General features: G+C 53.8%; 20 protein-coding genes. 16 read left to right on the top strand and 4 right to left on the bottom strand.

All coding sequences use genetic code 11. The annotated features are described in order from the left end of the window. The first annotated feature begins 66 nt into the window (after nucleotides 1-66). From aspS to glmS, 14 genes are all read left to right on the top strand, one after another. Nucleotides 67-1,854 carry an aspartate--tRNA ligase gene (gene aspS / locus ACEPPP_RS09280; RefSeq protein ID WP_374090801.1) on the top strand — a complete coding sequence of 596 codons (1,788 nt, stop codon included), beginning with the start codon at nucleotides 67-69 and terminating at the stop codon, nucleotides 1,852-1,854. 134 nt (nucleotides 1,855-1,988) lie between these two features. Continuing rightward, nucleotides 1,989-3,086 carry a quinolinate synthase NadA gene (nadA, locus tag ACEPPP_RS09275; protein WP_374090800.1) on the top strand — a complete coding sequence of 366 codons (1,098 nt, stop codon included), beginning with the start codon at nucleotides 1,989-1,991 and terminating at the stop codon, nucleotides 3,084-3,086. A gap of 62 nt (nucleotides 3,087-3,148) precedes the next feature. Then, nucleotides 3,149-3,688: a hypothetical protein gene (locus ACEPPP_RS09270; protein ID WP_374090799.1), complete on the top strand. Its 540-nt coding sequence runs from the start codon at nucleotides 3,149-3,151 to the stop codon at nucleotides 3,686-3,688. Nucleotides 3,689-3,857: 169 nt separating this feature from the next. Next, nucleotides 3,858-4,151 (top strand): ATP synthase subunit I, encoded by a 294-nt coding sequence (locus tag ACEPPP_RS09265; RefSeq protein ID WP_374090913.1) that lies wholly within the window; start codon nucleotides 3,858-3,860, stop codon nucleotides 4,149-4,151. 26 nt (nucleotides 4,152-4,177) lie between these two features. Beyond that, nucleotides 4,178-4,954 (top strand): F0F1 ATP synthase subunit A, encoded by a 777-nt coding sequence (gene atpB, locus ACEPPP_RS09260; RefSeq protein ID WP_374090798.1) that lies wholly within the window; start codon nucleotides 4,178-4,180, stop codon nucleotides 4,952-4,954. Nucleotides 4,955-5,000: 46 nt separating this feature from the next. After that, nucleotides 5,001-5,285 (top strand): F0F1 ATP synthase subunit C, encoded by a 285-nt coding sequence (gene atpE, locus ACEPPP_RS09255; RefSeq protein WP_005374759.1) that lies wholly within the window; start codon nucleotides 5,001-5,003, stop codon nucleotides 5,283-5,285. Between the two features lie 44 nt (nucleotides 5,286-5,329). Continuing rightward, nucleotides 5,330-5,800 (top strand): F0F1 ATP synthase subunit B, encoded by a 471-nt coding sequence (locus tag ACEPPP_RS09250; RefSeq protein ID WP_374090797.1) that lies wholly within the window; start codon nucleotides 5,330-5,332, stop codon nucleotides 5,798-5,800. A gap of 11 nt (nucleotides 5,801-5,811) precedes the next feature. Beyond that, a complete protein-coding gene (locus ACEPPP_RS09245) occupies nucleotides 5,812-6,345 on the top strand; it encodes a F0F1 ATP synthase subunit delta (protein ID WP_374090796.1) in 534 nt (177 codons plus the stop codon). Nucleotides 6,346-6,357: 12 nt separating this feature from the next. Beyond that, a complete protein-coding gene (gene atpA / locus ACEPPP_RS09240; protein ID WP_374090795.1) occupies nucleotides 6,358-7,899 on the top strand; it encodes a F0F1 ATP synthase subunit alpha in 1,542 nt (513 codons plus the stop codon). Between the two features lie 12 nt (nucleotides 7,900-7,911). Continuing rightward, nucleotides 7,912-8,778 (top strand): F0F1 ATP synthase subunit gamma, encoded by an 867-nt coding sequence (atpG, locus tag ACEPPP_RS09235; protein ID WP_374090794.1) that lies wholly within the window; start codon nucleotides 7,912-7,914, stop codon nucleotides 8,776-8,778. 35 nt (nucleotides 8,779-8,813) lie between these two features. Continuing rightward, entirely contained in the window at nucleotides 8,814-10,217 is a 1,404-nt protein-coding gene (gene atpD / locus ACEPPP_RS09230; protein WP_374090793.1) for a F0F1 ATP synthase subunit beta, read from the top strand. An 18-nt stretch (nucleotides 10,218-10,235) separates the two neighbouring features. After that, nucleotides 10,236-10,658: a F0F1 ATP synthase subunit epsilon gene (locus ACEPPP_RS09225; RefSeq protein WP_374090792.1), complete on the top strand. Its 423-nt coding sequence runs from the start codon at nucleotides 10,236-10,238 to the stop codon at nucleotides 10,656-10,658. Nucleotides 10,659-10,940: 282 nt separating this feature from the next. Continuing rightward, the gene (gene glmU / locus ACEPPP_RS09220) at nucleotides 10,941-12,311 is read left to right on the top strand and encodes a bifunctional UDP-N-acetylglucosamine diphosphorylase/glucosamine-1-phosphate N-acetyltransferase GlmU (protein ID WP_374090791.1); all 1,371 of its coding nucleotides are present in this window, start codon (nucleotides 10,941-10,943) and stop codon (nucleotides 12,309-12,311) included. 1 nt (nucleotide 12,312) lies between these two features. Then, nucleotides 12,313-14,142, top strand: coding sequence for a glutamine--fructose-6-phosphate transaminase (isomerizing) (gene glmS / locus ACEPPP_RS09215; protein WP_374090789.1), 1,830 nt, complete (start codon nucleotides 12,313-12,315; stop codon nucleotides 14,140-14,142). A 71-nt stretch (nucleotides 14,143-14,213) separates the two neighbouring features. Here glmS and ACEPPP_RS09210 read toward each other — a convergent pair whose 3' ends face one another. The 4 genes from ACEPPP_RS09210 to ACEPPP_RS09195 all read right to left on the bottom strand — a co-directional run bounded on the left by ACEPPP_RS09210 (nucleotide 14,214) and on the right by ACEPPP_RS09195 (nucleotide 18,083). Beyond that, nucleotides 14,214-14,963, bottom strand: coding sequence for an IS5 family transposase (locus ACEPPP_RS09210; RefSeq protein ID WP_374090783.1), 750 nt, complete (start codon nucleotides 14,961-14,963; stop codon nucleotides 14,214-14,216). A gap of 99 nt (nucleotides 14,964-15,062) precedes the next feature. Beyond that, on the bottom strand, nucleotides 15,063-15,392 hold the full coding sequence (locus ACEPPP_RS09205) for a hypothetical protein (protein WP_374090788.1): 330 nt from the start codon (nucleotides 15,390-15,392) through the stop codon (nucleotides 15,063-15,065). Between the two features lie 235 nt (nucleotides 15,393-15,627). Further along, entirely contained in the window at nucleotides 15,628-17,922 is a 2,295-nt protein-coding gene (locus tag ACEPPP_RS09200) for a nitric-oxide reductase large subunit (protein WP_374090787.1), read from the bottom strand. A 38-nt stretch (nucleotides 17,923-17,960) separates the two neighbouring features. Then, nucleotides 17,961-18,083: a hypothetical protein gene (locus ACEPPP_RS09195; RefSeq protein ID WP_374090786.1), complete on the bottom strand. Its 123-nt coding sequence runs from the start codon at nucleotides 18,081-18,083 to the stop codon at nucleotides 17,961-17,963. Nucleotides 18,084-18,836: 753 nt separating this feature from the next. Between ACEPPP_RS09195 and ACEPPP_RS09190 the strand changes: the two genes are divergently transcribed. Beyond that, a complete protein-coding gene (locus tag ACEPPP_RS09190) occupies nucleotides 18,837-20,795 on the top strand; it encodes an aconitate hydratase (protein WP_374090785.1) in 1,959 nt (652 codons plus the stop codon). Between the two features lie 106 nt (nucleotides 20,796-20,901). Then, on the top strand, nucleotides 20,902-23,280 hold the full coding sequence (locus ACEPPP_RS09185; protein WP_374090784.1) for a glycoside hydrolase family 15 protein: 2,379 nt from the start codon (nucleotides 20,902-20,904) through the stop codon (nucleotides 23,278-23,280). Nucleotides 23,281-23,300: the final 20 nt, after the last annotated feature.

The following is a 23,300-nucleotide window of genomic DNA, read 5'->3' as shown; positions in this document are numbered from 1 at the left end:
CTTGAATTAACCACGCCAAGCGGTTAATATCGATCATTTTTTCGGATTTACAGGAATAACACCACCATGCGGACGCACAAGTGCGGGGAATTAACGAAACAACATACCGGGCAAACCGTTGAATTGTGCGGTTGGGTGCATCGTCGCCGTGACCACGGCGGGGTCATTTTTATCGATTTGCGGGACCGTACCGGCCTGGTGCAGGTGGTCTTCGATCCGGATGTGCGTGAGGCGTTCTCCTTGGCCGAGCATGTGCGCAGCGAATATGTGCTGAAAGTGGCCGGTACCGTGCGCGGACGCCCGGAAGGCACGATCAATCCGAACATGGGCACCGGCGAAATCGAAGTGCTGGTCAGCCAGATGATCGTGTTGAACGAGTCCGAAACGCCGCCGTTCCCGGTCGAAAGCGAGATCGAGGTGAACGAGGAACTGCGCCTGCGCTACCGTTACATCGACCTGCGCCGCTTCGCGATGCAGGAAAAGATGAAGGTACGCCGCGACGTGGCGCGGGTGCTGCGCAATTTCCTGGACGATCACGAATTCTTCGAGATCGAAACCCCGTACTTGACCAAGGCGACCCCGGAAGGCGCGCGCGACTATATCGTGCCGAGCCGGACCCATGAAAATGCGTTTTTCGCGCTACCGCAATCGCCGCAATTGTACAAACAGATCCTGATGATCGCGGGCATGGACCGCTATTATCAGATCGTGCGCTGCTTCCGCGACGAAGACCTGCGCGCGGACCGTCAGCCCGAATTCACCCAGCTCGATATCGAGACCTCGTTCATGGACGAGAACGAGATCATGCAGATCATGGAAGAGATGATTCGCCAGTTGTTCCAGAAGGTGATCGGCGTGAATCTCGGCGCGCATTTCCCGCGCATGACCTATCAGGAAGCGATTTCGAAATACGGTATCGATCGGCCCGACCTGCGTATTCCGCTGGAACTGGTCGACATTGCCGACGACATGAAGCACGTCGATTTCAAGGTGTTCTCCGCGCCAGCCAACGATCCCGACGGCCGTGTCGTCGCGATGCGCCTGCCGAAAGGCGGCGATTTGAGCCGGAAGGATATCGAGGACCTGACCAAGTTTGTCGGCATTTACGGCGCGAAGGGCCTGGCCTACATCAAGGTCAACGATCTTGCCGCCGGCATTGACGGTTTGCAGTCGCCGATCGTGAAGTTCGCCCCGGCCGAAGTCTGGGACAGCGTGCTGGCGAAAACCGGCGCGCAAAACGGCGACCTGATCTTCTTCGGCGCCGACAAGGCCATGATCGTGAACGAAGCGATGGGCGCGCTCCGCGTCAAGCTCGGCCACGACCTGGGGCTGCTCGAAGGCGAATGGAAGCCGGTCTGGGTCGTCGACTTTCCGATGTTTGCGTGGGACGAAAAGAGCCGCCGCTATGCCGCGATCCATCACCCGTTCACCGCGCCAAGCTGTTCGATCGAGGAATTGAAGGCGAATCCCGGCACGGCCTTGTCGCGCGCCTACGACCTGGTGCTGAACGGCACCGAAGTCGGCGGCGGTTCGATCCGTATCAACCGGCCGGCGATGCAGCAGACCGTGTTCGAGATTCTCGGCATCCAGGAAGACGAAGCCCGCGAAAAATTCGGCTTCCTGCTCGACGCCTTGAAATACGGCGCGCCGCCGCATGGCGGTCTGGCGTTCGGCCTGGATCGTCTGGTCATGCTGATGACCGGTTCGACCTCGATTCGCGACGTGATCGCGTTCCCGAAAACCCAGTCCGCGGCCTGCCCTCTGGTCAGCGCGCCGGCGGTCGTTCCCGAGGAACAATTGCGCGAGTTGGGCATCAAATTGATCAAGCAGGCTGGCAAAGAAAAAGCTTCATAAATTAAAGCTGAAAGTCAGCGGTGTCCGCGGCGCAAGGAAGCGCCGCCTCAATCAATCACAGAACAGGGATTGAGTCATTTTTTAGGAACAAGAAGATTAAGTCTTGTGCCCGTCTTTCTGTAGCAACATCAAATATGGCTAATACCCCTTTCCCAATAGAAGATTACGCCCTCCTCGACGACGCCGAATGCGACGCCCGCATCGTTGCGGCCAAAGCCAAGCTCGGCAAGCGCTGCGTGATTCTGGGGCACCATTATCAGCGCGACGAGGTGTTCAAGCATGCTGATTTCACCGGCGACTCGCTGAAGCTGTCGCGTAATGCAGCCGAGTCCGATGCCGAATACATCGTGTTTTGCGGCGTGCATTTCATGGCCGAGGTGGCCGACATCCTGTCGCGCCCCGAGCAGATTTCGATTTTGCCCGATCTCGCAGCCGGCTGTTCGATGGCGGACATGGCCAATCTGATCAAGGTGCAGAAATGCTGGCAGGAGTTGGCCGAGGTGATCGACGTCGAAAACGAAGTCACTCCGGTCACCTACATCAATTCCGCGGCCGACCTGAAGGCGTTTTGCGGCGAGCATCAAGGCATCGTCTGCACTTCATCGAATGCGCAGAAGATTCTCGAATGGAGTTTTGCAAGGCGGTCCAAGGTATTGTTCTTTCCGGATCAGCATCTGGGCCGCAATACCGGCTACCGCATGGGCATCCCGCTCGAACAGATGGTCGCCTGGGATTTCAATAAGCCGCAGGGCGGTCTGACCATTGATCAGATCAAAAATGCGAAGATGATCCTCTGGAACGGCTATTGTTCGGTGCATCAGGCCTTCAAGCCGGAACAGATCGACCAGTTCCTGGAGCGCTATCCGGAAACGAAGGTCATTTCGCATCCCGAGGCCGCCTTCGAGGTCTGCCAGAAATCCGATTATATCGGCTCGACCGAATACATCCTGAAAACGGTGCGCGAGGCCGAACCGAATACGCGTTGGCTGGTCGCGACCGAACTGAATCTGGTCAACCGCCTGAATGAGGAATGCAAGGCGCAGGGCAAGCATGTGCATTTCATGTCGCCGATGCTGTGCATGTGTTCGACGATGTTCCGAACCGACCCGCAGCATCTGGCTTGGGTGATGGAAAATCTGGCGGCGGGCCACGTGATCAACCGGATCACGGTGCCGGCGAAAGAAGCGGCGTTGGCGAAAAAGGCACTGGATAATATGTTGGCGGTGGCGTAAGCTAAGGCAATAGCCGGAGCAGAATCAAGGCCGGTTTCAATCAAATCCGAAAGGTAGAAAGTATGCGTGCGAATTCTTCATCGTTCAATTGGGGTGTGCCGGCGGCGTGTCTTCTGGCGCTATCGTTCGCGGCCGGCTGCGGAAAGGACGCTCCGAAAAGCGCATTCCCTCAGCAGGCGGTCAAAAAATACGAGCAGGCGACCACGTTGGAAGGGATGGTTTCCGACAATGCAGGGCCGATCAAACTGGGCACGGTGAAGGCCTGCGACGAGAAAGAGAACGTGATTGCTGAAACGGCATTGCAAGGCAGCGATCATTACAAAATCGAAATTCCAGCCGGCACCGCCTTACCGATAGTATTGACTTTTTCTCGGCCGCAAGGCGTCGAGAAGATGAATACCGTGGTCGTGTATCCGAGCGTGACCAAATTCGACATCACCCCGTTATCGACCGCGATCGCGAAAAAGGCCAAGGCGCTCGGCGGTTATACGCACGGCAATATGCTGGTCGCTGCGGAAAGCATGGGCACCGTGCCGGACGACAACAAAATGACCGCCGGCTTTCGCGGCGACCCGACCAAGCAATACGGCGGCTGGCATTAGTTTCTACGAATAATCAATACGAGCAGCGGGCGTTGTGTATTGCGCCTTGATTTAAAATGACTCGGCCGTTATAATTCCCCAGCTAAATCGATGGGAGCACTATGTGGCAGATAGAAGATGGTCTACTGTCAGCAAGATACTGCTTTATCAAGTTCTGATAACTATACTGATGACGGCCGGATTCGCCGTCGCTGGCGGAAAAATGGCGGCCTTATCCGCGGCTCTGGGTGGGTCGGCGGCATTTTTTCCGAACCTGTTTTTTGCATACAGGATTAAGAAGGCGACCGGACAGGAAGCGCGCAAGATCGTCGTATCATTTTACACCGGCGAAGCGGGCAAGCTGTTGTTGACAGCGGCATTTTTCGTCCTGATTTTTCAAATCCCTAACATAGATTTATTACCGTTGCTCGTCGGCTATCTGACGGCATTGTCGGTTTTTTGGTTTGCGCTATTGATGCGCTGATATTTTTTGACGACGAGAGAGGAAAGATGGCAACCGAAGCGCACGCGGCTGAAGGGGCAACCGGCTATATCATCCACCATTTGACTCCGCTGAGTGCAGGCGAGGGATTCTGGACCTTGCACCTGGATACCCTGTTTTTTTCGGCGCTGCTCGGCGCATTGTTCATCTGGTTTTTCAAGTCGGCAGCGGAAAAAGCGACCGCCGGCGTGCCGGGTCCGGTACAGAATTTTGTCGAAATGTTGATCGAATTCGTCGATCAGCAGGTGAAGGACAGTTTCCACGGCAAGAGCGCGCTGATCGCGCCGTTGGCGTTGACGATCTTTTGCTGGGTTTTCATGTTCAACTTCATGGACTTGTTCCCGGTTGACATTCTGCCGCTGATCGGTGGTGCGATGGGCATTCCGTACCTCCGGGTCGTGCCGAGCACCGACCTGAATGCGACCTTTGCGATGTCGATTTCGGTGTTCTTCCTGATCATTTTCTACAGCATCAAGGTTAAGGGCGTCTGGGGTTTTGCGAAGGAACTGATGTTTCAACCGTTCGGTCCCTGGCTGTTGCCTTTCAACCTGCTGTTGAAGCTGGTTGAGGAAATCGCGAAGCCGATCTCGCTGGCGCTGCGGTTATTCGGTAACCTGTATGCGGGCGAGTTGATCTTCATCCTGATCGCGCTGCTGCCTTGCTATGTGCAGCCGATCTTGAGTCTGCCTTGGGCGATTTTCCATATTTTGATCATCACTCTGCAAGCCTTCATTTTCATGGTATTGACGATCGTCTACCTGAGCATGGCGCACGAAGATCATTAGTCTTTATTTTTAACTGTTCTTATAACTATTTACCTTTGGAGGTATCATGGAAATTGCAAAATTGATTGCTGATGTGCAGGGTATGACTGCGATTGCAGTGGGTCTGGTATTGGGCATGGGTGCGCTCGGAACCGCGATCGGTTTCGGTCTGCTCGGCGGCAAATTCCTGGAAGGCGCGGCGCGTCAACCGGAAATGGTTCCAATGCTGCAAGTCAAGATGTTCGTCGTTGCGGGTCTTTTGGACGCGGTAACCATGATCGGCGTCGGTTTGGCTTTGTTCTTCACTTTCGCAAACCCGTTCCTGTCAGCCGTACAAGCCGCTGCGGGCTAAGTTGAGCCATACCATTTCATAAAAAACGACAAGAGGAACGCATCGTGAGTATCAATGCTACTCTGATTGGACAAATGATCACCTTTGCGCTTCTGGTATGGTTTACCATGAAGTACATCTGGCCTCCTTTGTTTAATTCTTTGGAAGAACGCAAGAAGAAAATCTCCGAAGGGCTGGCCGCGGCCGACAAAAGCCAGGAAGATTTGAAGCTGGCCGAAAAGAAAGCCAAAAACATCATCAAGGAAGCGAAGGATCAGTCTTCGGAAATCGTGACGCTGGCGCAGAAGCGCGCGAACGAGATCGTCGAAGAGTCCAAAGACAACGCCAGCAAGGAAGCGGAGCGCCGCATTCAGGCGGCGAAGGCGCAGATCGAACAGGAGATCGAGCAAACCAAGGAAGCCCTGCGTAAAGAGGTGGCGGCTTTGGCGGTCAGTGCGGCGGAACAGATTCTCGGTGCGGAAATCGATAAAACCAAGCATCAGGACATCATCGGCAAAGTCTCCGATAAACTATAAGGTTAAGCAGAATGAGCGAATTGGCAACATTGGCGAGACCTTATGCCGCGGCGGTGTTCAAGCGGGCCAAAGAGACGGGTTCGTCCGAAAAATGGTCGAAGACACTGGCGTTTCTAGCGTTTATCCTGAGCGAGCAAAGCCTTGCGGTTTTCGTGAACAATCCCAAGATCAGCAACGAAAGTTTGTCGGGCCTGATGCTGGAGATTGCCGAAGGTCAAATCGATAGCGAAGGCGCCAACTTTCTGAAGCTGCTCGTGCAAAACCGGCGGCTGAATCTGGTTCCTCATATCGCGAAGATTTTCGAAGCCTACAAGGCAGAGGATGAAGGCTACCTCGATGTTGACGTCTATGCCGCCTATCAGTTCAGCGCCGAAGGCCGGAAGGAATTTTCCGCCAAATTGGAAAAGCGGCTGGGCAAGAAAGTCAATATGAACGTAACGGTCGACAAATCATTGATCGGCGGCGTTCTGGTGCGCGCGGGCGACAAGGTGATAGACGGATCGATCAAGGGTCAACTCCAACACATGCAAAAAGCGCTACAGTGAGAGTGAGAAAAAATGCAATTAAATCCATCTGAAATTAGTGATCTAATTAAAAAGAAGATCGAAGGCTTCGATCTCGGCGCTGAAGCGCATACCGAAGGCACCGTAGTCAGCGTGACCGACGGTATCGTCAGAATTCACGGTTTGTCCGAAGCGATGCAGGGCGAAATGCTCGAATTTCCGGGCAACACCTACGGCATGGCGCTGAACCTCGAGCGTGACTCGGTCGGTGCGGTGGTGTTGGGGGCCTATCAGCATATTTCCGAAGGCGATACCGTCAAATGCACCGGCAAGATTCTGGAAGTGCCGGTCGGCGAAGCGCTCTTGGGCCGCGTCGTGGACGCGCTCGGTAAACCGATCGACGGCAAGGGTGCGATCGAAACGACCGAAACTTCTCCGATCGAAAAAATCGCGCCGGGCGTTATCGCGCGTCAATCGGTCAGCCAGCCCGTGCAATTGGGCTTGAAATCGATCGATGCAATGATTCCGGTCGGCCGCGGCCAACGGGAATTGATCATCGGCGATCGCCAAACCGGCAAGACCGCGATTGCGGTTGATGCGATCATCAACCAAAAAGGCACCGGCATCAAATGTATTTATGTCGCGATCGGCCAAAAACGGTCGTCGATCGCGAACGTGGTGCGCAAGCTCGAAGAACACGGCGCGATGGATCATACCATCATCGTCGCCGCATCGGCTTCCGAATCGGCTGCGCTGCAATTCATCGCGCCTTATACCGGCTGCGCGATGGGCGAATTCTTCCGCGACCGCGGCGAAGACGCGCTGATCATTTATGACGACTTGACCAAGCAAGCCTGGGCTTACCGCCAAGTTTCGCTGTTGCTCCGCCGTCCGCCAGGACGTGAAGCGTATCCGGGCGACGTTTTCTATCTGCACTCGCGTCTGCTCGAAAGAGCGGCACGGATCAATGCGGAAGAAGTCGAAAAATTGACCGGCGGCAAAGTCAAAGGCAAGACCGGTTCATTGACCGCATTGCCGATCATCGAAACCCAAGGCGGCGACGTTTCCGCGTTCGTTCCGACCAACGTGATTTCGATCACCGACGGCCAGATCTTCCTGGAAAGCAACCTGTTCAACTCCGGCATCCGTCCTGCGGTCAACGCGGGTCTGTCGGTATCCCGGGTCGGCGGCGCAGCGCAGACCAAGATCATCAAGAAGCTCGGCGGCGGTATCCGTCTCGACCTTGCGCAATACCGCGAGTTGGCGGCGTTCGCGCAGTTCGCATCGGATCTCGACGAAAGCACCCGCAAGCAGATCGAACGCGGTCAACGCGTCACCGAACTGATGAAGCAAAACCAGTATTCACCGATGTCGGTCGCACAAATGGCGGTTTCGCTGTTTGCGGCGAACCAGGGTTTCCTGGATCCGGTCGAAGTGAACAAGGTCCTGGCTTTCGAAGCCGCACTGCAGTTGTATATGAAAACGGAACACGCCGCGCTGATGGACAAGATCAATGCGACCGGCGACTGGAACGGCGAAATTGAACAAGGGTTGCAGACTGCGATCGAAACTTTCGTTAAAACGCATAGCTGGTAAAGGGCGCATCCAATGGCAGTCGGCAAAGAAATACGCACCAAGATCGCGAGTATCAAGAATACTCAAAAGATCACCCGCGCGATGGAAATGGTCGCCGCGAGTAAAATGCGTAAGACCAAAGACAGAATGCAGGCGACGCGGCCTTACTCGCAACGGATCGGCCGGATCATCAAGCATCTGGCGCATGCGAATCCCGAGTACAAGCATTCGTTTTTGATCAAGCGCGACGTCAAACGCATCGGTCTGATCGTGATCAGTTCGGACCGCGGCCTCTGCGGCGGTCTGAATTCGAATCTGTTCAGACGGACGCTGAGCCAGTTGACCGAATGGGACAAGGCGGGCGTCGGCGTCGATGTCTGCACGATCGGCGCCAAGGCAACCGGTTTTTTCAGCAATCTGAAAAAGGTCCAGTTGGTCGGCCAGATTTCAAAGCTGGGCGATACGCCGCATTTGAACGACATCATCGGCATCATCAAGATCATGCTCGATGCCTTCGATGAAGGCAAGATCGACGAATTGTACGTGGTCAGCAATGAATTCGTGAATACGATGACGCAGCGCCCGACCATCGAAAAGTTGCTGCCGGTGGTCGCCGATGAGATCGAAGAGAAGCTGAGCGGTCATTGGGATTACCTCTACGAGCCGGATGCGAAAGACGTGCTGGATCACTTGCTGAGCCGGTACATCGAGTCGAAGGTTTATCAGGGGCTGGTCGAAAACAATGCCTGCGAACAGGCAGCCCGGATGATCGCGATGAAAAGCGCGTCGGACAATGCCGGAAACTTGATTGGCGAGTTGCAGTTGATCTACAACAAAGCCAGACAGGCCGCCATTACCCAGGAAATTTCAGAAATCGTTGGCGGCGCTGCTGCTGTTTAAGCCCAAAAAAGCGAGACAAATAAGAGGAAAACTCAATGAGTTCGGGTAAAATCGTACAAATTATCGGCGCGGTCGTCGACGTGGAATTCTCACGCGAAGAACTGCCCAAAGTATATGATGCATTGAACGTGGAAGGCGCCGGTCTGGTGCTGGAAGTACAGCAGCAATTGGGCGACGGCGTGGCCAGAACGATTGCGATGGGCAGCACCGACGGCTTGAGCCGAGGTATGGCCGTCACCAATACCAATGCGCCGATTTCGGTGCCGGTCGGTCTGGAGACTCTGGGCCGGATCATGAACGTGCTTGGTCAACCGATCGACGAAAGAGGTCCGATCGGCGAAAAGACTTCCTGGGGCATTCACCGCGAAGCGCCGAGCTATGCTGACCAATCCGCCGGAAACGAACTGCTCGAAACCGGCATCAAGGTCATCGATCTGATCTGCCCGTTCTCGAAAGGCGGCAAGGTCGGCTTGTTCGGCGGCGCCGGCGTCGGCAAGACCGTCAACATGATGGAGTTGATCAACAACATTGCGACCGCGCATTCCGGCTTGTCGGTATTTGCAGGGGTGGGCGAGCGGACTCGTGAAGGTAACGACTTCTACCACGAAATGCAGGAAGCAGGCGTCATCAATGCGGAAGATCTGACACAATCTAAAGTCGCGATGGTTTACGGCCAGATGAACGAGCCGCCAGGAAACCGTCTGCGCGTTGCCTTGACCGGTCTGACGATGGCGGAATATTTCCGTGACGAAGGCCGCGACGTGTTGTTCTTCGTCGACAACATCTACCGTTACACCCTGGCCGGTACCGAAGTCTCGGCGTTGCTCGGCCGGATGCCGTCCGCGGTAGGTTATCAGCCGACCCTGGCGGAAGAAATGGGTGTTCTGCAAGAACGGATCACTTCGACCAAGACCGGTTCGATCACCTCGATCCAGGCCGTTTATGTGCCTGCGGACGACTTGACCGACCCGTCTCCTGCAACCACTTTCGCGCACTTGGACGCGACGGTCGTATTGTCACGTCAAATCGCCGAGCTGGGTATCTACCCTGCGATCGATCCGCTCGATTCGACCAGTCGTCAGCTCGACCCGCTGGTGATCGGTCAGGAGCACTACTATGTGGCGCGTAAGGTGCAAAGCATCCTGCAACGCTACAAGGAACTGCGCGACATCATCGCGATTCTGGGTATGGACGAATTGTCGGAAGAAGACAAGTTGACCGTGGCCCGGGCGCGTAAGATTCAGCGCTTCCTGTCGCAGCCGTTCTTCGTCGCGGAAGTATTCACCGGTTCGCCTGGCAAATACGTCTCGTTGAAAGACACGATCGCCGGCTTCAAGGGCATTATCGACGGCGAATACGACTCGATCCCTGAACAGGCGTTCTACATGGTCGGCACGATCGACGAAGCGCTCGAAAAAGCGAAGAGTCTGAAAGCTTAATTTTTGACAGGATAAGACATGGTCATGACCGTACACGTAGATATCGTCAGCGCCGAAAAGGAAATCTTCTCCGGCACAGCGGAAATGGTGTTCGCACCGGCCGAAATGGGCGAGGTCGGCATCGCACCGCGGCACGCGCCGATGATCACCCGGCTGAACCCCGGTGAGGTCAGAGTCAAGATCAACGACAAGGAAAGCCTCCCGTACTATATTTCGGGCGGCATTCTGGAAGTGCAGCCGCATCTGGTCACGGTCCTGGCCGACACCGCGATACGCGCGAAGGACATCGACGAGGCGGCGGCCTTGCAGGCCAAAGCCAGAGCCGAGGAAGCGCTGGCCGACAAGTCCGGAAAAGTCGACTATGCGACCGCGCAGGCGCAGCTCGCGCAGGCGATCATGCAGCTTCGCACCCTGGACAGACTCAGAAAGCGCGGCGGTTAAGCGAGTAATCCGCGCGTTATGTGAACACAAAAAGCCCGATAGCGACGAACGCCGTTATCGGGCTTTTTTATTTTTCAACAGGTCGTTATTTCCCCACATTTCTCGCATGGCTCCACAAAGCGAGAATTCCGTCTTGGATATTTCGAGAGCCTATGCAGTACAATAATTTATGGGAAAATTAATACTTTCTTGTCAAAATTAACGGCTCTAACTCCAAAAATCCCTCTTATCCTGTTTTCATGATCAACGCTCATCAATAAGGATGCGCGTAGGAAAATTGCAATGAATCTGACCACCATCATTCTCGCCGCCGGCAAAGGCACCCGAATGCGTTCGGAACTGCCGAAAGTTCTGCACAAAATCGCCGGCAAACCGCTGCTCCGCCATGTCTATGACATGAGCCGGACACTGGAAAACAATCGCATCCTGATCGTTTACGGCCACGGCGCCGAACACGTGCTCGACACCCTGAAGGACATCGATGCCGGCTGGTTCGAGCAAAAACAGCAACTCGGCACAGGTCATGCGGTGCAGCAGGTCAGCGATCAAATAAATGACAATGACGCCGTATTGATTTTGTATGGCGATGTGCCGTTATTGAAACAATCCACCGTGCAACAGATGCTCGCGGCTGTTAGCGAAAAATCGTTGGCCTTGTTGACCGTCACGCTGGCTAATCCGAAAGGTTACGGTAGAATCGTCCGCAACGAGCAGGGGCTTGTGACCCGAATCGTCGAAGAAAAAGATGCAAGCGAGGCCGAGAAACAAATCCGCGAAGTGAACACCGGCATCATGGCAGTGCAGGGTGGGCTGCTGAAAAAATGGCTCGGCCAATTGAAGAATCATAATGCCCAAGGCGAATATTATCTGACCGACATCATCGAAATGGCCGTCGCCGAAGGGGTGACTGTCACGACCAGCCAGCCGGAAACCGAGGACGAGGTGCTCGGCGTAAACGACCGCAACCAACTGAGCCATCTGGAACGGGTGTATCAGCAAGAGCAAGCCAAAGCCTTGATGACTCAAGGCGTCACACTCTATGATCCGGCGCGCTTCGACCTCAGGGGAAAAATCGAGGCGTTAGGCCAGGACATCGAAATCGACGTGAATGTGATTCTGGAAGGCAACATCCGGATCGGCAACAACGTCAAGATCGGTGCGAATACACAGATCAAGGACTCGGTGATCGAGGACAATGTCGAAATCCTGGCCAACAGCGTGATCGAAAATGCGGTGGTTGGCCGGGGCAGTCGGGTCGGACCTTTTGCGCGCTTGCGCCCAGAAACGGTCCTGGCGCAAAATGTGCACATCGGCAATTTCGTCGAGATCAAAAAAGCCACGGTCGCCGACGGCTCCAAGATCAATCACCTGAGCTATATTGGCGACAGCGAGGTCGGCAGCAAGGTCAATATCGGCGCCGGCACGATCACCTGCAATTATGACGGTGTGAACAAATTCAAAACCGTAATCGGCGACGGAGCCTTCATCGGTTCCGACACGCAATTGATCGCACCGGTCACGATCGGCAACAATGCGACGATCGGCGCCGGTTCGACGATTACTCGAGACAGCCCGGAAAATCAGCTGACCTTGTCCAGGGCGAAACAGATTTCAGTACCCGGCTGGCAACGGCCCGCGAAGAAGGAGAATTGATATGTGCGGCATCGTAGGTGGCATCGCAGAGCGGAACGTCGTTCCGGTCTTACTCGAAGGTTTACGGCGGCTCGAATACCGGGGCTATGATTCGGCAGGGCTCGCGGTGATCGACGGCAAGAACATCCGGCGGAAGCGCGAAGTCGGCAAGGTTCAAGGCCTGGACGATTTGATCAAGGCCGATCCGATGTCCGGTTCGATCGGTATCGCGCATACCCGTTGGGCCACGCACGGCAAACCGAGCACTACGAACGCGCATCCGCATGTCAGCCGCAACCGGGTCGCGGTCGTGCATAACGGCATCATCGAAAATCACGAAGACCTGAGGAACGCACAAAAGCAGCTCGGTTACGAATTCACCTCCGAAACCGACACCGAAGTGATCGTGCATGAGATCGACCATGCGCTGGAGACGGCGGACGGCCTGCTGAATGCGGTCAAGCAAACGGTCAAAAAGCTCGAAGGCGCCTATGCGCTCGGCATCATCAGCACCGCCAATCCGAATCTCCTGATCGCCTGCCGCAAAGGCAGCCCGCTGGTGATCGGCGTCGGCATCGGCGAATATTTCATCGCTTCGGATGTGGCCGCCTTGCTGCCGGTCACCCAGCGCTTCATCTTTCTCGAAGACGGCGATATTGCCGCGCTGCAAATCGACCAGTTGGTCATCTACGATGCCGAAGACAACATCGTCCAACGGCCTATCAAGGAAAGCCAGCTGAAGGCCGATGCGGTCGATAAAGGCAATTTCCGGCATTACATGCTGAAAGAAATTTACGAACAACCTTTCGCTATTTCGCAAACCCTGGAAGGGCACTTCATCAATCACCGGCTGCAGGAAAATTCGTTCGGTCATAACGCCGGCGAAATTTTTGATCAGGTCAAATCGGTGCAGATTCTGGCCTGCGGCACCAGCTATCACGCGGGATTGGTCGCGCGTTACTGGTTCGAACGGCTCGCGCGGGTGCCTTGCGACATCGAAGTCGCCAGCGAATTCCGTTACCGGCATCCGGTACTGGCGCCGGGTACGCTGGTCATCACGATCTCGCAATCGGGCGAAACCGCCGACACCCTCGCCGCGCTGCAGGAAGCCAAGAAGCAGGGCGCCAAATATGCGGTCGCGATCTGTAACGTGCCGGAAAGTTCGTTGGTCAGGGAATCCGATCTGGCGCTGATGACAAGAGCCGGCCCGGAAATCGGCGTCGCCTCGACCAAGGCATTCACGACGCAGCTGGCGACGCTGATGATGCTGGTGATCGCAATCGGCCGCCGCTTCCATCTGCCGAACGCGCTGGAAGAAAAAATTACCTCCGAATTGTTCGCCTTGCCAGGCAAAATTGAAAAAGTGCTGGAATTGGACGGGCAGGTGAGCGAACTGGCCGAGCAATTCGCCGAAAAGGAGCATGCGCTTTTCCTCGGGCGGGGTACGCATTACCCGATTGCGATGGAAGGCGCGCTGAAGCTGAAGGAAATATCCTACATCCATGCCGAAGCCTATCCGGCCGGCGAATTGAAACACGGCCCCCTGGCCCTGATCGACGCCGACATGCCGGTGATCACGGTCGCGCCGAACAACAGCCTGCTTGAAAAACTGAAGTCGAACATGCAGGAAGTCAGCGCCCGCGGCGGGCAATTGATCGTGTTCATGGACGAAACGCTGGTGCCGGCGCAGGACGGCAACGTGCAATACATCAAAGTCCCCCAAATCGAAAACGAAGTCGCGCCTATCGTGTTCACAATTCCGTTGCAGCTGCTGGCTTACCATGTCGCGGTGTTGAAAGGCACCGATGTCGATCAGCCGAGGAATTTGGCGAAGTCGGTCACGGTGGAATAACGCGATAAGATACTTAAATGCCTATATTTGGAGATAATAAAGTCGTAAAACGTTTAGGGGCTGTTGCCGTTTCACATCGGTAGCCAGATGAAAGCACAGGCCAAGGCGATGACGCTTTCAAAATTGCGCTTCAATTTGTCATATCGTGTGGCGACGGCTCTGAAATGCTTTAGCCGCGCAAACAGATTTTCAACGAGGTGGCGATATTTGTAGAGACACCAATCCATTTCATCATTCCCGATGGTTGAACTCTGTTTTCTTGGAATGACCGGCACAGCCCCTTGATCGCGAATTTGCATCCGTAAAGGCTCACTGTCATAGCCTTTGTCAGCGACCATGTACTCAACCGGGGGAAGTTTGGCCACCAACTCCGGGGCTTCTTTGCAGTCATGGACTTCCCCTCCGGTGACCGAGAAATGGATGGGAAGGCCGCCCGCATCAACAACCCTGTGAATTTTAGTCGTATTGCCCGCAACCGATTTCCCGATCGCCGTTTCCTGTTCATGAGCTGCGCCGCTGCTATGCTGGTGGGCTTTCACGATACTGCCATCCATGAATGCCCATTCCAAATCCGGCTCCACAACCAGTGCCTGAAAGAGCCTCATTAATTTTTCTTGAAGCGACCAGGCATTGAATCGCTTATAGACCGCATTCCATTTTCCAAAGGCTGCCGGCAAGTCTCTCCAAGGACAGCCGACTCGCATACGATAAAAAATGCCTTCAACTGTTTGCCGAAGCGTGGGTTTGTCATAAATCCTCAAGCTCAGCAGGACGGTTTTAAATTTGTTCCAATGTTCATCCGTAAACAGTTGTCGCGGCATAGATGGCTTTTTCTTTGTGACTGAAAAAATTCAATCAATGAGGCCAATCCACCAGCGTTTCAAGGGCATGATTGTAAAATGGCAACAGCCCCTAACAATTTAAACTTTAAAGACAATTGTGAGTAAAACGACTGAATCAACTACAGCTCTAACAGAGTGCGGCTCACCGGGCATTAAATAAAGCAGTTGGCCGGATGTTAATGCTTGTGTTGCTCCCATTGCAGGGCACTCAACTTCACCGGTTATGCAATGAATCACACAGGGCCCTGATACTTTGTGACCTGCAAATTCTTTACCTGCCGAAAGAACAAGTCGAACCAGTTCCATTTCATCTGTTTTCGCGATGACTTTTGTTTTTTCATTTGGGACGTCTTGCGCCCAGGTTGCCAAGTTAACAATTTCACCTGGTGCTGCGTGATGTGTGGCCATGAATATCTCCTAATAAGTTTAAATTTATCAAACACAAGTTAATAATCCAGTGACGAGAAAATGGTCGCTACTTTTTCGAACCGATCATTAATATTTTTCAATCCTCCCAAAAGGGTAAGTTCTCCATCCGATTAACGGGTTTTGCAATCTATCCTTTAATAGATAGGTTTTATTACTTCAAAACGCCTGATAAAACCAGCCACACACCGCTGTTTTGCGTTGAATGTAACAAACGTCAATCCGTCGACTGTCGACGCACTCCCAGCCAGCCTTTGATGGATGCGATTACCAACGGTATGGCACCAAATATAATAAATACCAGGTCACCGGGCAGACGTAGCCACTCGATCAGGCGAGATCGATCGCTGCCGATGTAATCAAGGCTGCGCGCATGCCAGTATCCATGCTGAGCTACATCCCAGACCTGTAACACTCCGCTGGGGAACAAGCTCATCATTAACATCATAGTCAGACCGACGTTGGTGCCCCAAAATCCGACCTTAACATATTTCTCGATGTCGACCCAGCGTTTATCGGTGCTGGTCTGGCGCAAAACGAATACCATCAGCGCAAGCGCAAGCATACCGAATACGCCCATCATCGCGGCATGGCCGTGATTGGGCGTCAGTTGGGTGCCGACTTCATAGTAGCTCACGATCGGCAGGTTGATTAGGAAGCCGAAGATGCCGGCGCCGACGAAATTCCAGAAGCCCACGGACATCAAGAAGTAGAACGTCCACTTATGCGGTATTGCTACCTTTTTGCCGCAGACGTCGCAGTCAGCACGTGTGGTGCGCACGAAATCCCAGGCATCCAGGGTCAGTAGAGTCAAGGGCACCACTTCCAGTACCGAGACCATCGCCGACATTGCCATGTTGACGCTGCTCTGGCCAGTAAAATACCAGTGATGGCCGGTGCCGATTAGGCCACCGGCGAAATACAGGATGGCATCAAGGTAAATCACTCGAAGCGCAACATTGCGCTGTGTAAGACCCAGTTGATAAAACATCAGCGCCACCATGGTGGTTGCGAAGAATTCAAAGAAACCTTCAACCCATAGATGAATGATCCAGAAACGCCAGGTATCGACCACGGTGAAGTTGGTCTTGGCGCCGAAGAAGAGTGCCGGAATATAGAACATCGGAATCGCCAGGGAAGCCAGCAGGAACAGCCTGACTAAAGGTTTCGCTGAGGACTCGCTCAACGTATCTGGCTGCACCAGTTTCAATAATATCTCAAACCACACCAGCAGACCGGCTATAAGCAGATATTGCCACAGACGACCGAGCTCCAGGTATTCCCAGCCCTGGTTGCCAAGCCAGAACCACCATTGTCCCAGCATTTGTGATATACCGGCCCACTCGCCTAACAGGCTGCCGCCTATGACCACGACGAAAGCACCGAATAGCAGATGAACCCAGCTCGCGAACCAGTGTGGTTCATCGTTGCGCAGTGAACGGCCGAGAAACAAAGCTGCGGCGACAAAGGCGGTAGCGATCCAGAATACCGCGGTTTGCAGATGCCAGGTGCGCATCAGATTGCTGGGAAATAGCCCCTCTAGTTGGAAGCCGTAAAAACTGCCTGGATCCGCTCGATAGTGCGCCACCGCGCCACCCACCAAAGTCTGCACAAGAAACAGCAGTGCCACCACCACGAAGAATTTCACCAGGGCCAACTGTCCGGCGCTGGCTTGGCCAGGCAACAAATGAAGGTGCACATGCTGGCCGGTGCTAAGCCAGCCAAGATAATCGAACTTTCCGAACAGCAACAGCACGATTGCAATACCGGCCAGCAGCACGATAAGACTTAGCGCACTCCACAACAGGGCTCCGGGTATCGGCGTATTACCAACACTGGGGTCGTACGGAAAATTGTTGGTGTAGGAGTAATTTTCACCGGGACGGTTGGTCACCGAGGCCCACGCCGTCCATGTGACGAATGCGGTAAACTGGTGCAACTCAGTCGGATCGCTGATCAGTCCCCGCTTGAGCCCGCCATTACGTTCTGGGTTAAGGAAGTAATCAGTCCAGTAAGCAATCTGTCTATGGTAGGCGGCAGTTTCCGGCATGGTCAGATGCAGTGTTGCGCTGTCGGCGTCATAATGATTGGTTTTTAGCTCGACCGCTGTTTGTGCATAAACTGCCGCTAATTGCCCAGGTGTTAGTTCAGAAAGTGGCTGTTGGTATTGCTGCTGCGCAATGACTGTGGCGGTATCCTCGCCGATACGGTGCGATGCCTCGGCCGAGTAATCGGGCCCCAGGTATGCGCCATGACCCCAGATACTGCCGTTGTTCATCAATCCGTACTTGAGAAAGATGGCCTGGCCTTCACTGATGTCGTCGCCGGTAAACAGGCGAACACCTTGCGCATCAAGCACCTGTGCAGGGATCGGAGGAGCGTTGCGGTAGGCCAACGATGTGATGACGATCAGGCCTGAAAAGCCCAGCACCATCACGATCAACACCGTGCGCAGCCACCAGGGAGACAGCGCAGAGTCCTCGGTAGTTAAGGGTTGTGCGGCAACACTCATAGTATTCTCCTTTAATTAAGTACCTAATACAGCCATCATCAGTAGCCTGAAAACTCTTCCGTGCGGATGTTGTTATCGTCGACGCCCGCTTCGCTCAGTGTTTGTCGCATCGCATTCACCATCGCGGGCGGGCCGTCGGTGTAGTAGATGGGACGCGTCAAATCATCAATGTATTTCAGGAGCATGGCTTTGCTGATAACACCGGTTTCTCCATGCCAATCGCTTTTCCATCTGCGTCATCGTATCGATAAAGGTATAGTTTCTGTTAAACAGTGTGGAAAAATTGCCAGTTATTGCTAATAAAGAGCGTCAAAATTTGCCAGCAGTAATTTTCATCTTGTTGTATTTAAAGTTTCTAATGTATCACTTAACTGGAAAAATCGACGCCGAAAGAGGAAAAGTTGGAATCATTTTTACAACTCCCACGTCTTAAGCACTCTTAGGCGAAAACTAATGACACGAGTGAACCGGACAGTTACAGTTAAACTTAAACTTAAACCAAACCTCAATGCAGTCAAACAGCTTTAAAAATTTGCCAGTAAAGAGTGTCATAATTTCAAGACTGCAATGTTAAATCAAAGGATTACATATTTTTATCCTCCCCTTTGACTAGAAAAACAGGTGCTGACATTGGAAAAAATAGAAGCTGTTTTACATTCTAAGGGTAACAACCGGTTTTCGTGATCTTTAAAATTGACGGATATCAATTTGAGACAAGATTAAGAAAATACTTTTGGAGAACGGCCTAAGTGAAACGTTAAATTGGCCAAATTATTGCCTACACGTTCCTTAGTGTTATCATTTAAGTTCTTCTTTAAGAAGCTTTTTCATGGCAGATACAAGTATTTCTTCAGAGGAGGTTTTTACTTTTTAGAAAATTAATTTTGAACGTCTCTAGGTGGGAGTACAAAGTCATGGGTAAAAACGTAACGCTGAAGCTGATCGAAAGCCACTTGATCGAAGGTCGTATGATACCGGGTGAAGAGATTGGTTTGAAAATTGATCAAACGCTCACCCAGGACGCAACAGGCACTCTGGTCATGCTGGAATTTGAAGCACTTGGCATTCCGCGCGTACGAACCGAGCTTTCCGCCCAGTATGTGGACCACAATCTCCTGCAGGAAGACTTCAAAAATGCCGACGACCATCTGTTTTTGCGTAGTGCTTGCAAGAAATTTGGCCTTTGGTATAGCCGGCCCGGTAACGGCGTGAGTCATCCCGTACATATGGAACGCTTCGGCATGCCGGGAAAAACCTTGTTAGGCTCGGACAGCCACACCTGTGCGGCTGGTTCATTGGGGATGCTGGCAATCGGCGCGGGTGGCCTAGAGGTGGCGATGGCTATGGCGGGGGAACCTTTTCGCGTCAACATGCCGAAAATATTGGGTGTCAAATTGGTAGGGAAGCTTCCCGACTGGGTGAGCGCCAAGGACGTGATTTTGGAAATGCTGCGCAGGTACGATGTGGACGGCGGGCTTGGCAAGATCGTCGAGTATTACGGTCCCGGATTGAAAACCCTGACCGCTATGGACCGGCATGTGATCGCCAACATGGGAGCCGAACTGGGAGCCACCACGACGGTGTTTCCGGCGGACCATGCGGTTATGGCGTTTCTGAAAAGTCAGGGGCGTGAGGACGCCTTTCAGGAAATTCTCGCGGATGAGGATGCGGAATACGACGAATACGAGGAAATCAACCTCTCAGAACTGGAGCCTTTGATTGCGACGCCCAGCAGTCCGGGTAAGGTGGTACCGGTGCGCGAGGTGGCGGGCAGGGAAATATACCAGTCCTATATCGGATCGTCCGCTAATCCGGGGCTGCGGGACTTTGCCATCGCGGCCATGGTCGTGGACGGCAAACAGGTACACGACCGCGTTTCATTCGACGTCAACCCCACGTCCCGACAGATATTGGAAAACATGATGTCAATGGGCATACTCGGAAAGCTCATCCATGCGGGCGCCCGCCTCCATCAGGCGGGATGCGGCGGCTGTATCGGCATGGGACAGGCTCCGGCTACGGGTCGCATTAGCCTGCGCACCGTTCCCAGAAATTTTCCGGGCCGCTCGGGCACCAGAGAAGATCAGGTTTATTTGTGCAGCCCTGAAACCGCTACCGCCTCGGCCTTGACCGGCGTAATTACCGATCCACGCACGCTAGGCATGGAGTACCCCCGTTTCATGGAACCCGAGACCGTTCTCCTCAATACCGAGATGCTGATCCCTCCTACACAGGAAAGCGAACTGTATGACCTGGAGAAAGGTCCCAATATCAAACCTCTGCCACAGTTACAACCTCTGCCCGAAACACTCCAAGGGCTAGTGCTATTGAAAGTGGGGGATGATATTTCCACGGACGAAATTATGCCGGCCGGTGCCAAGGTGCTGCCTTTTCGCAGTAATATCCCAGCAATCAGCCGGTTTGTTTTCAGCCAGATCGACGAGACGTACTATGAAAGAGCCATGGGCCATCAGCAACAGGGATCATTCGTTGTGGGCGGCACCAATTACGGACAGGGTTCGAGCCGCGAGCACGCAGCCTTAGGTCCCCGTTATTTGGGAGTTAAGATGGTAATCGCAAAAAGTTTTGCCAGAATACATTTACAAAATCTTAGCAACTTCGGTATTCTCCCTCTGATATTTACCAATCCTGAAGATTGGAGCAAGATCACTCAAGGCGACTTGCTGTCCATTCCTAATGCGCGCAATGCCATTCGCATGGGCAACAGAGTCCAGGTAAATAATATAACTAAAGACGAGACCTATGAGACCGAACACACGTTGACGCCCTACCAGGTGGAAATGGTGCTGGCGGGTAGTCTGATCAATCTGGTTAAACAAAAAGGACTGAACCTGGCAAAAAATCAGTCATAAAACAATAATTCTAGGTTGCTGAATCAGAGCGAACAGGTGGTATCCATCGAAAAGTGATGAGGTTCATAGCGCATCCCAACCTCGCTAATCAAGAAGGAATACTTAAATGTCAGAAAAGTCGTATCCTAAAGGGGTAGCTCCCGCCCCTTCCAGTATTTACCCAACTTGGGCACCTGCTGCCAAAGACGCGGTTGGCACGGCATTAGGTACCTCACGCGTATGGTTTACCATGGCGCAGGGTATTATTACCGAGGTGTATTACCCGCGCCTGGACATTCCTCAGTTAAAAGACCTAGGTTTCATCATCGCCAACGGCACAGATTTCTGGATTGAACTACGTCGGCTGGGCGATTATACGGTGACCTGGCAGGACGATGCCATTCCGGCAATCACCATCACCCATCACCATGCCCGTTTTATGCTAACACTTAAGATATGCATTGATCCGGAACGTGATGTGCTGCTGGTCGATTTTATGTTGAAAGGGGATGCAGAGCTGCAACTCTATCTACTGGCGGCACCCCGTATTGGCGAAGATGCGACTAGCAATCAGGCATGGAGGGATGTGTGGGCAGGTCACCTCATGTTGTGGGCTGAACAGGGGCCGTTCGGGATGGCCCTGACGGCTGTCGATCGCGAAGGCCGGCCAGCGCTGTTACAATCTTCAGTAGGATTAGTGGGTAGGAGCGACGGCTGGCAAGATTTTAAACTCAATAACGGCATGGCATGGCACTATGCCCAGGCCGGCCCTGGCGAAGTAGCATTCACTGCGCAATTGTCCTGCACCGGTACGTTGGCCCTGGGGCTTTCCAGCAGCCGCGAAGCCGCCGCCACATTGGCCCTGCAATCGCTGTCGTCAGGTTTTGAGACGCTCTGGGCAAGGTATTGCCAAGGCTGGCAGCAGTGGCTGGAGACGCTGCACTGGCCACCTGAGTTGGAGGCTTTGCTGGATTCTAAGTCCCTCATACTATTACGGCGTTCGGCAACAGTCATAAAAGTTCACGAAGATCGTACTTTCCCGGGTGCTTTTGTCGCAAGCCTGTCGGTGCCTTGGGGCGAAGCCAGCAACAGCCGGGGTGGCTATCACTTGGTATGGGCGCGCGACTTAGTCGAGACGGCAGGTGCATTGGTGGCACTTGACGATATAGCGGATGCTCAGCGGTGTTTGATTTACCTCATCGCTACCCAGCAGGCCAATGGCCATTGGCTGCAAAACCAGTGGCTGGGCGGCAAGCCTTTCTGGCAAGGTATACAGCTTGATGAAACGGCTTTCCCGGTGCTGCTTGCCAGCGCCTTGGCGGAGCGAAATGCACTGGGTGAAGTACGAGTGGGCGATATGGTGCGCCGGGCTCTTGGCTTCATAGCGCATGAAGGGCCTATGACTGCCCAGGATCGCTGGGAGGAAACCCCGGGCATCAATACTTTTACCGTCGCGGTAGCCATTGCTGCTCTGGTCGAAGGCAGTCGATTTCTCGCAGGGCTCGAATTAGACTGTGCGCTGATGCTGGCCGATACCTGGAACACGCGCCTGGAAGAGTATACCTGGGCAGCCAATACTAATTTGGCTCAGCAACTTGGAGTACCAGGCTATTACATGCGCAGCTCGCCGAAAGACATATTGATTCATGAAGGAGCCAAGTTTGAACATCTACTGATCAAAAACCGCGGGAATTACCCAGGGGTTGCCGCCGATGAACAGCTCGCTATCGGTTGCTTGCAGCTTGCCCGCTTTGGGCTGCGTGCCGCTGATGACCCTGCCATGGTAAGTAGCGTTCAGGCTATTGACCTGCTGCTCAAGGCCAATACGCCTAACGGTCCGGTGTGGCATCGCTATAACGGCGACGGTTATGGCGAGCATCCGGACGGAGCGCCTTTTGATGGCTGGGGGCAGGGTCGAGGATGGCCGCTTTTATCTGGTGAACGTGGACATCTGGCCTTACTGGCGGGGGAGGATGCACGACCTTATTTACAGGCTATGGCGCGAATGACTGGTAAAGGCGGGCTGTTGCCAGAACAGGTGTGGGATAGCGTGGCCATCCCTGAGCGTGGCCTGTATCCAGGCCAACCCAGTGGCTCGGCAATGCCGCTGGTATGGGCGCACGCCGAATTCATCAAACTAGCGTTAAGTATAGCAGCAGGCGCGCCAGTCGATAGGCCTGCACTCACCTGGGCCCGCTACGGCGGACGTCATTTGCAGCTTGATTACGCTTTGTGGCAACCACGCCAGCGTGTGAAGCAACTGGTTGCCGGTCAGGAACTGCGTGTGCTGTTGTCCGAAGCTTCACAGGTACACTGGGGTAAGAATGACTGGCAAAACCCGGCGGATGTCATCACTGAAGATTGGGGGTTAGGTTACGTTGCACGGCTGCCGACCAAAGAGTTTGTGGCAGGCGAACACATCGACTTTACCTTCTACTGGCTTGACCGCAAAGTGTGGCAAGGTGAAAATTTCCAGGTTGTCGTTATTACAGGAGATACGCCATGAGTCTTAGGAAACCCATGGAA

Origin of the sequence: Methylomicrobium lacus (assembly GCF_041897535.1) — a bacterium.
Taxonomy (GTDB): domain Bacteria; phylum Pseudomonadota; class Gammaproteobacteria; order Methylococcales; family Methylomonadaceae; genus Methylomicrobium; species Methylomicrobium lacus_A.
Note: the sequence above shows the minus strand (reverse complement) of the source record. Positions and strands in the feature narration are given on the sequence as shown.

Coding starts and splice junctions, on each gene's coding strand:
- nadA (WP_374090800.1), top strand. CDS start 1,989: ATGGCTAATACCCCTTTCCCAATAGAAGATTACGCCCTCCTCGACGAC.
- ACEPPP_RS09265 (WP_374090913.1), top strand. CDS start 3,858: ATGACGGCCGGATTCGCCGTCGCTGGCGGAAAAATGGCGGCCTTATCC.
- ACEPPP_RS09190 (WP_374090785.1), top strand. CDS start 18,837: ATGGGTAAAAACGTAACGCTGAAGCTGATCGAAAGCCACTTGATCGAA.
- ACEPPP_RS09210 (WP_374090783.1), bottom strand. CDS start 14,963: ATGCCGCGACAACTGTTTACGGATGAACATTGGAACAAATTTAAAACC.
- glmU (WP_374090791.1), top strand. CDS start 10,941: ATGAATCTGACCACCATCATTCTCGCCGCCGGCAAAGGCACCCGAATG.
- glmS (WP_374090789.1), top strand. CDS start 12,313: ATGTGCGGCATCGTAGGTGGCATCGCAGAGCGGAACGTCGTTCCGGTC.
- ACEPPP_RS09185 (WP_374090784.1), top strand. CDS start 20,902: ATGTCAGAAAAGTCGTATCCTAAAGGGGTAGCTCCCGCCCCTTCCAGT.
- atpB (WP_374090798.1), top strand. CDS start 4,178: ATGGCAACCGAAGCGCACGCGGCTGAAGGGGCAACCGGCTATATCATC.
- ACEPPP_RS09225 (WP_374090792.1), top strand. CDS start 10,236: ATGGTCATGACCGTACACGTAGATATCGTCAGCGCCGAAAAGGAAATC.
- atpD (WP_374090793.1), top strand. CDS start 8,814: ATGAGTTCGGGTAAAATCGTACAAATTATCGGCGCGGTCGTCGACGTG.
- atpE (WP_005374759.1), top strand. CDS start 5,001: ATGGAAATTGCAAAATTGATTGCTGATGTGCAGGGTATGACTGCGATT.
- atpA (WP_374090795.1), top strand. CDS start 6,358: ATGCAATTAAATCCATCTGAAATTAGTGATCTAATTAAAAAGAAGATC.
- ACEPPP_RS09205 (WP_374090788.1), bottom strand. CDS start 15,392: ATGGCCACACATCACGCAGCACCAGGTGAAATTGTTAACTTGGCAACC.
- ACEPPP_RS09200 (WP_374090787.1), bottom strand. CDS start 17,922: ATGAGTGTTGCCGCACAACCCTTAACTACCGAGGACTCTGCGCTGTCT.
- aspS (WP_374090801.1), top strand. CDS start 67: ATGCGGACGCACAAGTGCGGGGAATTAACGAAACAACATACCGGGCAA.
- ACEPPP_RS09245 (WP_374090796.1), top strand. CDS start 5,812: ATGAGCGAATTGGCAACATTGGCGAGACCTTATGCCGCGGCGGTGTTC.
- atpG (WP_374090794.1), top strand. CDS start 7,912: ATGGCAGTCGGCAAAGAAATACGCACCAAGATCGCGAGTATCAAGAAT.
- ACEPPP_RS09270 (WP_374090799.1), top strand. CDS start 3,149: ATGCGTGCGAATTCTTCATCGTTCAATTGGGGTGTGCCGGCGGCGTGT.